Source organism: Catenibacterium sp. (genome assembly GCF_052354645.1).
Classification (GTDB): Bacteria; Bacillota_I; Bacilli_A; order Erysipelotrichales; family Coprobacillaceae; genus Catenibacterium; species Catenibacterium mitsuoka_A.
In genome coordinates this window covers 1-11,860 of record NZ_DAWDDM010000032.1, presented here as the reverse complement: position 1 = coordinate 11,860, position 11,860 = coordinate 1, and the positions used below count along the sequence as shown (strand labels likewise).

The window sequence follows — 11,860 nt, the reverse complement described above, 5'->3', positions numbered from 1 at the left end:
TCATAGAAACGTTCACAATCTATCTTGAGATCGTTTTGCGCGCAGTATTCTTTTATCTCGTCAATCGTTGGCTTTATAAAACGATTAGAAGTGTGCTTAGATTTGGCTTTTGGTGTGCTGTTCTCTTTTTCTTCTCTATTCTCTTCTATACTATTCTTATCTATACTATTCTTATCTATACTAATCTTATCTACGGCAACCGTTTGGCAACCATTTGGCAACCAATTGGCAACCGTTTGGCAACCATTTGGCAACCGTTCATAAGTTCTATCTTCGTTTTCTTGCAATTGCTCTTTTTCGTCTTTGTGTATAGTCTCTTTATATCTATCTTTTCTTAATGTGTTATGTAATCTCCAATGCTTAATAACAATAACTCCACTTTCAAATGGTATTAGGAACTGTTTAGCAATTAATAATTTTAAATCGTCGTCACTTGCTCCTATCATTCTTTTAATACGCTTTACACTATCTATAAAGCCGTCGTCGTCTGCTTCCATGTTTAGATGAAAATATAAGCACTGTGCCGACAGTGGCATATCTAGGAATAAATCCGACTCCGTAATGATCTTGGTAAACATTCTTTTTTCAGCCATGTTATTCACCTCCTTCAATGCGTTCAACTTCTTCTTTTTTAACTAAGAACTTGTTACCGACTCTAAAACACTTGATTTTTCCAGCCTTCGCCCATCTATTTAATGTCATCTTGTTCAAACTCCATCTTTCAGCAAGTTCTTTTAGCGTGTATGTTTCTTTTTCCATTTTATTGCCCTCTATGTAGGTTTTGTGTGTTTCGTTCATTATTTCCTCCTGTTGAGTGCTTATGATCTAACTCATGAAGTCGTTTGAGAATGCCAACACTTAAAAGTATTAGGAGAAACGATTATTAGTAAAAGTATTGGAAAATTATAAGTCATATTATAAGTATTGCGTATTGTGCTGACACCCTCAAATGGCTTCACGAGCCATTTTTATATATTTAGTTCTGCATTTTATTTCTTCCCTATTCTTTCCAGTGATATCCAATCGCTATCAAAACTATTGATACTGCTATGAGTAAGATTCCAATAATATCCATATAATTATCACTCCCATCTTAGATATAAGCATTTCAATGGTATGTCTTCATTCTCTTCCAGAATGCATTCTCTTATGGATCTCAATGTTTCAATTGCGCCTGACATTGTGCCCCACCCATTACTAGGCAGTAGCTTAGTATATTTTGAAGAATTATGCTCCAATTCTTTTATTCCTTTTTCTACGTATTCCATTACATTGTCACATCTATAATATTCGCTGTTTTTAAACTGCCAATCCATGCACGCTCTGAATAATTTGCCTAAATTATAGGTTGGCTTGTAATAATCTGGGTAAGTAGTTTCTACAAATTTGCCACAGCCTTCAACTTTTACGTAAACGCCAATACAATAACTCATAGCTATCTGCCTCCTGTAATAAGAAAATACTGCACGAACAGCATATTCATGAATAATGAACTGCAACATAAGACTTTTACTTCTGTTGAGTTCCAATTATTACCTGTCAATACCATAGAAATAAGAATAACTAATATACATACATCTGATACAAGGCATAATGCCCTGTTTCTATTCAATTTTTTCATTCAAAATCACTCCTTTGTCATTTGTAAATATCAATGAATCCCTATATTGAAAATGAGATTAACAGAAACAAAATCTAAATAGGTTAATAGAATTTTCTTATGAGCCACGTTTTGATTAGTCCGTGTAACTAATGTTTTTTTTAATTGGTGTATCAATATAGGGATATATGATTAATCTTCCTCTTTAAGCCATTCTATAGCACTTTCAACAGTAGTCAAAGGGCAGTCCTGACATTTAATATTAGCACAGCTCTTTTTATCAAAAAGGTAATAATTCAAATCCATACAAGTAAATAAAGACGCATCAATGAAACGCCTCAATTTCTCTTCATCTGCTTCAATGCGACCCATCAAGAACACCTCTAATCTTTTCTAATTTTTCAGCTAGTTCTTTGTTTTTAAGGTTTGATTCCTTTAAATAGCCATCCTTGCATTTAATATACAGTTCTAAACTATCACAGTACTTTTCTAGAGCCGTGATATAACCATCTTTATTGAGAAAATTCGGGATATGATCATATTTATTGAGAAAGTTGTTGCTTATATTGTTATATCTCAAAAAGTCAATTCTCTTAGGTCTGTTTCTTTCTAAAAGGTTAGCGCCTTGTTTTTCATCTGGTTTAATCCATTTTAGAAAATTTTCTTTTGAGTAAAATTGACAATTTCTTTTACAACTACCGATACCGGCATCACAAGGGACATCAATTCTATTTTCTTTTAATGCTTCATTGAAATCATCACAGACACAGTTTCCTTCTACTTCCATTTCACCAATGAATTTAGCAACTGCTTCTAACTTCTTATCATCCACTAATTCCATGTTATTTAACCCCCTCCTTCAATCGCCCCGTTGTGGTTTGTGCCTCAATGAAAATATGAGCTTTTAATATTCCATAGAAAATATGAGTTTCTAATACTCCATAATCAAGGCTAATGTTTGTAACAATCGCATTTCCATAGCGTTTTCTGTTTTTTTGGTAATATTCATAAGAATCTAGTGAAATTCTTCTGCCCATAAAGCAGGGATCATCATCAACTTTAATTTTGATAAATGTTTCTCTATTAATATTTGCTAATAATTCATTTAGTCTCATATTCAACCACCTCACAATTATCTAAAACTTCTTTGATTGATGTAGGTTCCTCGTCTTCCCACTTTACGAACTTGAATAAGGTGACGAATATATCCAAAGTTTCGTAGTTTTCCCCACCTTCCCAGTTCTCCATACCTTTAACAACAGGATAGTAATAAGCGAATAAGTACCCTCCTTCGTCTCTAGCAATGTAACGGAACTTAGTGTTGTTATAGAGGTAAAGCAGGATGTCATATTCCAACTTGCTAACCTTGAGGGACTTTTTGCATTCCGATAACATCCATTTCATACGTGCATAATTACAATCTTCGTAATTATAAAAAATACAATTTCTACAACCAATATAAGAACAACGACCAAACGATCCATTGTCTTTTCTTATTGCCCAATCACGTAATTCCTTTATATTATTTAATGTTCTTAATTCGTTTTTGTGTTTTTCTGCATTAATCATTTTTCTTACTCCTCCACATAATCAATCGAAACAATATTTTTAACATTAATTGCAACACGTGATAATACTTTTTCTTCTGCTTCTAATGTCACGTGTATAATCTCTTTCGCTATAGTGTTATCAATTTCTAAAAAATTCATATCATCAAAATTACGTACTCTTAAAATTGAACCTTTTGTATTGTATAAATAATATTTATCACCGTTAACCATGTGAATAATCAATTTATTATTTTCCATTGTTTTCTCCTTTTTCTACTAACTCTTTTAAATCAGTCATGGCTTTACTCATTTCTTCTTGAGTGGGCTTATAACCATCTTCTCTTTCTTCCCCACACATTAAATGTAGAACCGTATCAATAACGTTATACGCTTGTTTGTATTTATTCATGATTAATCCTCCTCGTTCCCATCATGAATGAAAATTACCAAATCTGGTAAACATAAAACTGCTGAAATGATTGAATAGATCAATACCTTTGAGATTGGATAATTGGGGTATGCGTCACAGTTGCCAGCAATTCCAAAGGCAACAAACATTCCAATAACGAATAATGATTTTGCTAGGGTTCTAACCCCTTTTTTAACTTTCAATTTTATTTCCTCCTTTGATTTAAATTACTGCTAGTATGAATATAATAAACAAAATTAATAGAAGTGTTGCGATTGATAGAAGTGCAATGTTAATAGAGTTGTATCTTTGATTTTCCTTATATAGATCTTCGTTGATAAGGTTAGGATTTTCTAATTTCATCTTGTGCCCTCCTTACTTTTAGACTTTATGACCGCCTATAAACACATAAGCACTATAGTCGTGATTACCTGCCAACCAATAGGAATGTATATGGGTTTTTCTATCATAATGATATTCACAATGAATATCTTGATATACACCTCTGTATACTTCTTCTCGATAAACACTATTTGTGTTGGCTTTAACTTTTCCCAAAGGGTAACCCCTAAAGAAAAAGTCTTCACCAAATAGCTCTAATAAATCATCACTTACATAAACTCTTACTTGTGCTGATTTGTTTGTGTTTACTTTTCTTTTCATTTTGTGTGTCTCCTTTATTTTAAAAAGCTGGTGTTTATAGTGTTGTCGCTTCACTCTCTTGCTAATACATGTATCTCTTTGCATATGTCTTAGAAACAAGTGTTCGCATTCTAAAATCTGCCTCCTCGGTGTTCAACCACTTGTTTGCTTCTTCTAGGCTATCAAACTTTTTAGCATAGCCGTACCATCTACCAAATGCAAACTTCTCAGATACTCCATAAATAAAACCATTCTTTTCAAAATACTTTTCTGCTTTCATTTTCCGTTCCTCCTTGGGGGTTCTTTGTTATCCCCTCTTTACATATACTATTATATACTTTCGTTTACATAATTCAAGTATTTTTGACAAATTTTACCATTTTTTTTACATAATAAAAAGCCACCGTTTTACTGGTGACTTGGTTTGTTATTCTTCGCTCTTTTCTTCGAGCTTCGTTTTCTCGTTTTCAAGCTTTGCTTTCTCGTCAAGTAGCAATTCATTTAAATCAAATGCACAAATACTTGAAAGATAGGCAATGATTGCCTTGTCTTCATCAACCGTTAATCTTTCAACAATTGGACTATATTTTAAGTTACTAAAGATGATATTCTTAAGTGTTCGTAGTTGTTCCTCAGCAATTACTAGATCTTCATATCTATCAATTTCAACTTTTACAAATTCTGTTTTCATAATTATTTATCTCCTTTATTATTTAGTTTATGCTTGATGATTGCGCTTGCTTGACTGGTTGTTAACTGATCTATTGATTTTATGTTGTTCTTTGCAAGCACGATATTTATTTCATTTTCCTCATATAATCGCTTGATTGTTTCTTTTTGGCTATCGCTTATAGGTTGCGTTGTCGCTTTTCTATAGCCTTCCTGTGGGCTTGCGTCCTTGTCGGGGTCATCACCTGTGCTAAGTTTATAAGCCTTCATCAAAGCGTACTTGTCGGCATAGGTCATTGCCTTTCCTGGTGCTTTGTCGCCCGTGTCGATACCATCACCGTAACTAATCACATCTACATATTCGTCTTTGTTATCAATGTTTACGAATCTATAAACACGCTTCAATCGTAAGAATTGTGATGTCGTCGTTCCATAGTTGTTATTTTTTTCAAGTACTTCATTATTGATAATTTCAGTATCACAAGGATACGAGTAAACTCTATACTTTTGTTCAATCGGCTTGATAGCGTCCAGCACGTCTCTTTCTGACACGGCTTTATAACTGCCTTTTACCAGTTTGACGTTCAAGCCTTTTTCTACAACTCCAATCTCATTTTCAATCAATGATAGCTTTTCATATATGTTTAATTTCTTGATTTCTTCTTCTTTCATTCTTAATGTCCTCTATAGTTCTATAATTATAATAATAAATAACCACAATTAAATAATCAGTATCGCTTTTAGTGTCAAAATACTTAGTACAAGTTAACTTATGCACTTGTTTATCATCAATATAAGCAACTCCGTTTAGTGCGTCCAAAACTGATTTTGCTATATTGTCTATGTCTGGCTTTGATTGTGGCACATAGTCAAAACCACTAGATGTTATTTCATCAGCCACATATTTTGGTGTGCTTTTTGTTAGTTTGTAATTGGCTTCGATATGTATAGAAACTGGTCTTTTGCTTGGCTCAAAGTCCTCTGCTACTTTTAAAAAGCAATCTTTAATTAGATTTTCGTATTCAATATCTTCCTTTGACTTATAAGCACCCGAATATTTTGAAAATCGTGGTCTTCCTTGTCCTCTTAGCGCAGGTACTTTAAATGTTATTCTCATCAAGACACCTCGCTTTCTCCAATGTAAATGGCATTAAATAATTCTTTAAACAATGCTTCTAAAACGTCTACCACTATACTGTTGCCTGCTTGCTTATAAATTTGTGTCATTGATATGCCGTTATCTTTCAAGATGTCACAATCACTATCATCAAATCCCATCAATCTGAAGCACTCTTTTTCTGTTAGGTTTCTTAGCCTTAATGGATTATCAACAACAACACCATTTTCTTTTGATGTTAACAGTGTGTTTGCTATGCCGTTACCCACACGTCCTCTTCTTGTTTTTGAGTTTGGATATTGGATATTTACATAATCACCTGCATGCGCTTCAGCATAGCCTTTCTTTGTGGCTTCTTTGATTTTAATAAAGTCTTTTACTTGTATTTCGTTTTCAATGCCATCAACAATATAATTTGTGTCCCCAACTCTTCTTTGTGACTTGGTATTAATTGTATAAGATATGTCCTTGTTAAGATATGCGTTTTCACGCTTGTACATATCTTTTAACTGCTTGTTAACTGCATTCCCTAAAACACATATTTCTAATTTGTCACTAAGATAATATTTTTCATCTACATCACTTTCAAGAAGATCTTTAAGCCTTAGTTTAAGCTCTATTGATTGTGGGAAATGAAATTCAAAGTTATCAATATCCTTACGAACTGATACAATGAAAACTCTATCACGATTTTGAGGAATGCCATAATTTTTAGCGTTCAGGACTTTCCAATAACAGTTATATCCAGCCTCATCAAGTGACTTTAAGACTGTGTTAAATTCTTTTGTGAATCTCTTGCTAGTAAGTGCCTTGACGTTCTCGGCAATAGCGATTTTGGGTTTTGTATCTTCAATAACTCTCAACGCTTCAAAGAACAATCCTGAACGTGTTCTATTACCTTCGTTATCTTCAAATCCGTTCTGTTTTCCGGCTATACTTATATCTTGGCAAGGGAAACCATAAGTTATTAAATCAATGTCTTTTGGCAACTTTGAAGTATCAATTTTAGTAACATCTTTTAAGTTCTTGCTTTCGTCAACGTTATGAATTAATGAATATGCCTTGCTTGCTTGCTTGTCAATCTCGCAATAATTAACTAATTCATAATCAACACCAATATTATTTAATGCCTTTTCAAACGCTCCAATTCCGCTGAATAAACTTAATAGCTTTATCATATATTTCTCCTAATCAGTAATTTTTCTAACGTCTTAATTTGCAATCTTCAATATATCCTAACTCGCTTAGTTTTTTCAATATCTCTTCACTTGTTTTAGGATTGATTTCTACCAACTGCCCTAGTTCGCCTTTAGGCAACCACAAGCAATAGTATTTATCAAAATACAAGTAATAATTATTACAAGCTAACGCATACATGCCTAATTGCCACTCTAAATATTCCTGATCTAGTGCGCTTGTAAACTTAACATCAATCAATGATAACTCGTTGTTTACTTTTGCTATCATGTCAAGAGTGCCAGCATAGATGTAGGCATAATGGACTTTCATTTCATGCGCTATAGGCTTGATATTGTGCTTTCTAACAAGTCTTAGGTATTCTCTAAGACAAATCTCTAATGATTTGTTTTCTATCGTTCTAACATGATTTTTAGCGCTTTCTAAGTCGCTAACGTTTAAGCATTCAATAATTTTATGCCCTTCCGTTCCAAACTTAGCCTTTTCATTCAGGACGCGTCTATTAACGTTAGCGTACTTATTTGGCATTATCTCACTGATAATTTGCGTCACACTAGGCAATATAATTCCATCAATAGAATAAGTGTGGGTACATTCATCAAATTCAAGCAATCTAATCACCAACCTTAAGAACGATAGAAGGTTTTACGATTGTTTCTTTTTCATAAATGCTATATAAGCCATCTTCTTTCAATTTTTTTGTATCAACGCTTTTACGTACATAACTGTCTTTGTATGTAGCGTGTACATTGCCAATATCAAGCGTTTTTAGATCTAGCGTTTCCATTGCCTCCATGATACCAGCTTTTAACAACTTCTCTTGATACTCGATTTCTTTCTTAGCGTTGTTAAACTCTTCAATTTTCTTTACTACCTCTTCTTTTAAAACAATTTCATTGCTATCATTGATTTTAACAAGTTCATTTAGTTCTTTCATTTTTCTTCTTCCTCTCTTATGAAATACTCTTTATATACAATCTTGTTTCCGTACCTATTAATAGAACTCTTCCATCTCGTTCTTATTTCGATACCGTCCTTTTTTAATTCCCATATTCTTGCGCCTAGCTGGGTTATTCCTAGATCCTTATAGGCTTCAAAACTCGATATAGAACCAAAGTCTTCTATATACTTCATCACTCTTTCCTTTTGGCTCTGTCTCATACGTTTCCACCCCCTTATTTTAAAATTGCATATCATCATCTTCCATATCTTCTATTCCCCAACCGTTAAAATTAGATTGATTGTTATTAAATCTTGGTTGATTTGAAAAGTTTTGTTGTGGTTGTGGCTGTCCTTCGTTTGCCTTTGCATTTGCTAAGTATTCGATATAGTTAGCAATCACATATGTTCTTGATTGTGTAGTTCCGTTTTGGTCTTTCCACACGTCTTTTTTAATCTTGCCACTAACACCAATCAAATCACCTTTCATTTTAAATGTTGCTAAGTTTTCGGCATTTTTTTTAAACGCTCTGCAGTCAATGAAATCAGTGTTTTCTTTGCTTTCACTGATAGCTAATGTGAAGTTAGTGATTGCGTTTCCGTTGCCTGTTCTTCTAAGTTCTGGATCTTTTACTAATCTTCCAACGAGTGTTACAAAATTCATTCTTTTTTAATCTCCTTTAGTTCTTCTTTTGTGTAATAGCAATCATCTTTTTTAATAATGCTATTAATTGTTCTTACTATGTGTTCTAATGTTTCTTTCTTTGCGTTTCCTCTAATTATCATTACTCCTGCTACTAAAAACATATACAAATGTGTATATGCTAGATGAACCGCTACAATCTCACGATTTGCAGTTACTGTTTCATTGTGTATGCTTTGGCGATTGCAAACAATACGCTACTAACAAGTTCCTGTACACTCCACAGTCGTAAATTCCCGACTAAGCCATCGGTACATACCTATAAATTCTTTTTCATTGATTAGATATAGGTTTTCATCTAAATAGCTTTTCCTTTCTTAATATTTTTCTTTTTTGCCACTTGGTTTTCGTAGACTTCTACTATTACTCCTCCTTAAATAGATAATCTAATGTCAGCAGTTCGGCTCTTTCTGGTTTTCTTTCTTTAAGATAGGACTGAATTTCTAACATTTCCCTCAAAGTCCAATCGCTTTCGTTCTTCATCTTTGCGTATACCGATTGTCTAGTTTTGTGAATTGCATGCGCAAGCATATAAGAATTTACATTAGATCTTGCCAGTTCGCTTTTTAAATTGTCATACATTCCTTTTAGTTCCCCTTTCTAAACGCATGAACTATATAACTTGATATGTTTATGCGTTTCAATTTCTAAACTTAGAGTATTCCTTTTTTTACCAAAAGTCAAATGTTTTGGATAAATTTACGTATAAAATTTACATTTTTTGTAATTTTTTGTCATTTAAATGTTTACAAAAAGTATTATTGCCACTATTATTTTAATAGTGGATATAAAATAAAGGGGGTATATAAATGAACTTTTTAGACAATCTGACTAAGCTTTTAAAGCGTGAAAACTTATCACGTGCTGAATTGGCTAAGAGGTTGAACATAGCACCATCAACAATTAACAGCTGGTATAATCGTGGTTATGAGAATGTAAGCTTGAAATTTTTGCTGAAAATATCAAATTACTTTAACGTTAGCTTAGAGGATTTAATAAATGGTGATGTAGATAACAATGAAAGCAAAGAAAAGGAACTAATGAATTTGTTTATAGAATATTATGAAGAAAGATGTAAGAAAAATGAATAATGTCGCAATATATTTAAGAAAATCAAGAGAAGAGGAAATAGAAACACGTGAAGAAACGCTAGCACGTCATGAAAGAATATTAAATGATTATTGCGTGGCTAATAGATTAAATATTGCAAAAACGTATAAAGAGGTTGTAAGTGGGGAAAGCATAGAAAAGCGACCTAGAATGAAAGAATTACTGAATGACGTTGAAAATGGGTTATATGATGGTGTTGTTGTGGTTGAATTAGAAAGGCTTTCAAGGGGAAATCAGATAGATCAAGCCGAAATATTAGAGATATTTAAAAAGTCTAAGACTAAGATATATACATTAAACAAGGTGTATGATCTATCTAGTGATAATGAATTTGATGAAGAATTTTTTGAATTTGGCTTATTTATGTCTAGGCGTGAATATAAGATAATAAAAAGGCGTTTACAGCGTGGGAAAAAACAAGCACTTAAAGAGGGCTATTACTCGCATAGTAACCCACCTTTTGGATTTACTAAGAAACGTATTAACAAAGGCTTTGTCTTGCAACCACACCCGACTGAAGCCGATATTGTGAGAACCATTTTTAACAAGTTTGTCTATGAGAATTTTGACGCATGGGAACTGATTAGATGGCTACATGACAACGGAATAGGTTCTAAGCGCGTTGATAACTGGTCTTATAAGTCAATTAGACGCGTTCTAAAGAACAAAACTTATATAGGCTATATTGCTACCGATTACGTAAATGGAGCACCTACAAACTATATAGACGGCTTACATGATGGAATTGTAGACGTTGAAACTTTTGAGCTGGCACAAGCAAAATTAGAGACTAAAAAGACTTGCACAAAGTACGATACGACATTAAAAAATCCACTTGCCAGCATATTGAAATGCGCTAAGTGTGGTCGTACCATGCAGTCAAGATTTAGCACAAACAAATATCACTATTATTTGCGTTGTCCGAATTTAAAATGTGATAATGTTTCTACACCAACAAAATACGTTGAAAAAGAGGTAATAAGGGAATTAAAAGAATGTCTTGATAACTATGTTATTTATGTTGATAACTTTGCTGATGAAATGGAAAAGAAAAGACAAGCTAACGAATTAGAAATTGATCTAGTCAAAAAGGAAATAGACAAGAAAAGAGCTATGCTGACAAGATGTGATGAAATGCTTGAAGAAGGCATTTATAGCAAAGAAAAATATATAACTAGGGTAAATGTATTAGAAAGCGATTTAAAGACTTTACAATCTAATTTAGAAGCCCTAAAGGATAAATGTTTTGATGATATTGAAAGAACCAAAACGGCAATACCAAAATTATCAAAGGTGCTAGAAGAATATTGGAATTTGGACGCAACAAACAAGAACACGCTTTTAAAATCAATCATAGATAAGATTGAATATCTAAAGGAAGAAAAGAACAGTAGACACAACCCAGAAGAAATTAAATTCAAGTTAAAAATTTATTTAAAGATATAAAGAAAAGGTATTTACTTTTTCTTTTTATTTTTATATACTACTTATATAGTTATCGTTATACATTCTATTCATAGAGTATGCAACGATACCGCCACAATTTGATAATGAGATTATAAAACCTTTAATGAAATATAGGAGTGTTGAGAGGAGATCACTTAAAAAGAACCTTTACGTTTAATCAACGTAGGAATCGCCGTTAGAGGGTGGGTTGGTAGACCGTTATCTTTAAAGAATGGTGTTACTGTCCTGTCGGCTGGTATTTTTGTACTGGCAAGGGGATAACAAAAACGTGTGATAGCGTGCGGTGTTTTATGGCAGACCTTGACCGCTTATATTAATATATGAATTGTTCCGCTTGGTAACAAGTGGGGGAACTAGGAAACCTCGTTGAGAGATGACGGCTAGTTTTATATCCTAGATAGACTTTATTATTTGCTAAATTAGAGTGTCATGGGGAAGAAAAGAACTTTTCCTGAAT

General features: G+C 33.0%; 23 protein-coding genes and 1 pseudogene. 2 read left to right on the top strand and 22 right to left on the bottom strand.

Annotated elements, in window-relative coordinates; all coding sequences use genetic code 11:
• The 22 genes and pseudogenes from ACT8VG_RS02680 to ACT8VG_RS02575 form a co-directional block, all read right to left on the bottom strand.
• A pseudogene (locus ACT8VG_RS02680) lies at positions 1–593 on the bottom strand (hypothetical protein); the annotation flags it as partial.
• 1 nt (position 594) lies between these two features.
• Positions 595–798, bottom strand: a complete 204-nt coding sequence (locus ACT8VG_RS02675; RefSeq protein WP_444195150.1) for an excisionase family DNA-binding protein — start codon at positions 796–798, stop codon at positions 595–597.
• A gap of 284 nt (positions 799–1,082) precedes the next feature.
• Positions 1,083–1,433, bottom strand: a complete 351-nt coding sequence (locus tag ACT8VG_RS02670; protein WP_444195149.1) for a hypothetical protein — start codon at positions 1,431–1,433, stop codon at positions 1,083–1,085.
• A 2-nt stretch (positions 1,434–1,435) separates the two neighbouring features.
• Entirely contained in the window at positions 1,436–1,621 is a 186-nt protein-coding gene (locus ACT8VG_RS02665) for a hypothetical protein (RefSeq protein ID WP_444195148.1), read from the bottom strand.
• 171 nt (positions 1,622–1,792) lie between these two features.
• Positions 1,793–1,972, bottom strand: a complete 180-nt coding sequence (locus ACT8VG_RS02660; protein ID WP_444195147.1) for a hypothetical protein — start codon at positions 1,970–1,972, stop codon at positions 1,793–1,795.
• Complete coding sequence (locus ACT8VG_RS02655) at positions 1,959–2,441, bottom strand: hypothetical protein (RefSeq protein ID WP_444195146.1); 483 nt, start codon at positions 2,439–2,441, stop codon at positions 1,959–1,961. Before ACT8VG_RS02655 ends, ACT8VG_RS02660 begins: the two co-directional genes overlap by 14 nt.
• 1 nt (position 2,442) lies before the next feature.
• Positions 2,443–2,715 carry a hypothetical protein gene (locus ACT8VG_RS02650; protein ID WP_444195145.1) on the bottom strand — a complete coding sequence of 91 codons (273 nt, stop codon included), beginning with the start codon at positions 2,713–2,715 and terminating at the stop codon, positions 2,443–2,445.
• Positions 2,702–3,169, bottom strand: coding sequence for a hypothetical protein (locus ACT8VG_RS02645; RefSeq protein WP_444195144.1), 468 nt, complete (start codon positions 3,167–3,169; stop codon positions 2,702–2,704). Before ACT8VG_RS02645 ends, ACT8VG_RS02650 begins: the two co-directional genes overlap by 14 nt.
• A 5-nt stretch (positions 3,170–3,174) precedes the next feature.
• Positions 3,175–3,408, bottom strand: a complete 234-nt coding sequence (locus ACT8VG_RS02640) for a hypothetical protein (protein ID WP_444195143.1) — start codon at positions 3,406–3,408, stop codon at positions 3,175–3,177.
• Positions 3,398–3,559, bottom strand: coding sequence for a hypothetical protein (locus ACT8VG_RS02635; RefSeq protein ID WP_444195142.1), 162 nt, complete (start codon positions 3,557–3,559; stop codon positions 3,398–3,400). Before ACT8VG_RS02635 ends, ACT8VG_RS02640 begins: the two co-directional genes overlap by 11 nt.
• Before the next feature lie 2 nt (positions 3,560–3,561).
• Positions 3,562–3,762, bottom strand: a complete 201-nt coding sequence (locus ACT8VG_RS02630; RefSeq protein ID WP_444195141.1) for a hypothetical protein — start codon at positions 3,760–3,762, stop codon at positions 3,562–3,564.
• Positions 3,763–3,940: 178 nt separating this feature from the next.
• Positions 3,941–4,222, bottom strand: a complete 282-nt coding sequence (locus ACT8VG_RS02625) for a hypothetical protein (protein WP_444195140.1) — start codon at positions 4,220–4,222, stop codon at positions 3,941–3,943.
• A gap of 61 nt (positions 4,223–4,283) precedes the next feature.
• On the bottom strand, positions 4,284–4,481 hold the full coding sequence (locus ACT8VG_RS02620) for a hypothetical protein (protein WP_444195139.1): 198 nt from the start codon (positions 4,479–4,481) through the stop codon (positions 4,284–4,286).
• 147 nt (positions 4,482–4,628) lie between these two features.
• Entirely contained in the window at positions 4,629–4,892 is a 264-nt protein-coding gene (locus ACT8VG_RS02615; RefSeq protein ID WP_444195138.1) for a hypothetical protein, read from the bottom strand.
• Between the two features lie 2 nt (positions 4,893–4,894).
• The gene (locus tag ACT8VG_RS02610) at positions 4,895–5,542 is read right to left on the bottom strand and encodes an ERF family protein (RefSeq protein ID WP_444195137.1); all 648 of its coding nucleotides are present in this window, start codon (positions 5,540–5,542) and stop codon (positions 4,895–4,897) included.
• Positions 5,505–5,987 carry a RusA family crossover junction endodeoxyribonuclease gene (locus ACT8VG_RS02605; RefSeq protein WP_444195136.1) on the bottom strand — a complete coding sequence of 161 codons (483 nt, stop codon included), beginning with the start codon at positions 5,985–5,987 and terminating at the stop codon, positions 5,505–5,507. The genes ACT8VG_RS02610 and ACT8VG_RS02605 overlap by 38 nt, the downstream gene beginning before the upstream one ends.
• Positions 5,987–7,165, bottom strand: coding sequence for a DNA cytosine methyltransferase (locus ACT8VG_RS02600; protein WP_444195135.1), 1,179 nt, complete (start codon positions 7,163–7,165; stop codon positions 5,987–5,989). Before ACT8VG_RS02600 ends, ACT8VG_RS02605 begins: the two co-directional genes overlap by 1 nt.
• Before the next feature lie 25 nt (positions 7,166–7,190).
• Complete coding sequence (locus ACT8VG_RS02595; RefSeq protein WP_444195134.1) at positions 7,191–7,796, bottom strand: PD-(D/E)XK nuclease family protein; 606 nt, start codon at positions 7,794–7,796, stop codon at positions 7,191–7,193.
• Position 7,797: 1 nt separating this feature from the next.
• Positions 7,798–8,121: a hypothetical protein gene (locus ACT8VG_RS02590; protein ID WP_444195133.1), complete on the bottom strand. Its 324-nt coding sequence runs from the start codon at positions 8,119–8,121 to the stop codon at positions 7,798–7,800.
• Positions 8,118–8,345: a helix-turn-helix domain-containing protein gene (locus tag ACT8VG_RS02585; RefSeq protein WP_444195132.1), complete on the bottom strand. Its 228-nt coding sequence runs from the start codon at positions 8,343–8,345 to the stop codon at positions 8,118–8,120. Before ACT8VG_RS02585 ends, ACT8VG_RS02590 begins: the two co-directional genes overlap by 4 nt.
• A 19-nt stretch (positions 8,346–8,364) precedes the next feature.
• On the bottom strand, positions 8,365–8,787 hold the full coding sequence (locus ACT8VG_RS02580) for a single-stranded DNA-binding protein (protein ID WP_444195131.1): 423 nt from the start codon (positions 8,785–8,787) through the stop codon (positions 8,365–8,367).
• 402 nt (positions 8,788–9,189) lie between these two features.
• Positions 9,190–9,408, bottom strand: a complete 219-nt coding sequence (locus ACT8VG_RS02575; RefSeq protein WP_444195130.1) for a hypothetical protein — start codon at positions 9,406–9,408, stop codon at positions 9,190–9,192.
• A gap of 227 nt (positions 9,409–9,635) precedes the next feature.
• Here ACT8VG_RS02575 and ACT8VG_RS02570 point away from each other — a divergent pair, with 227 nt between their 5' ends.
• Together ACT8VG_RS02570 and ACT8VG_RS02565 are read left to right on the top strand one after the other, a co-directional pair.
• Complete coding sequence (locus tag ACT8VG_RS02570; RefSeq protein WP_444195129.1) at positions 9,636–9,917, top strand: helix-turn-helix domain-containing protein; 282 nt, start codon at positions 9,636–9,638, stop codon at positions 9,915–9,917.
• Positions 9,889–11,382, top strand: coding sequence for a recombinase family protein (locus tag ACT8VG_RS02565; protein ID WP_444195128.1), 1,494 nt, complete (start codon positions 9,889–9,891; stop codon positions 11,380–11,382). The genes ACT8VG_RS02570 and ACT8VG_RS02565 overlap by 29 nt, the downstream gene beginning before the upstream one ends.
• The last annotated feature ends 478 nt before the right edge of the window (positions 11,383–11,860 follow it).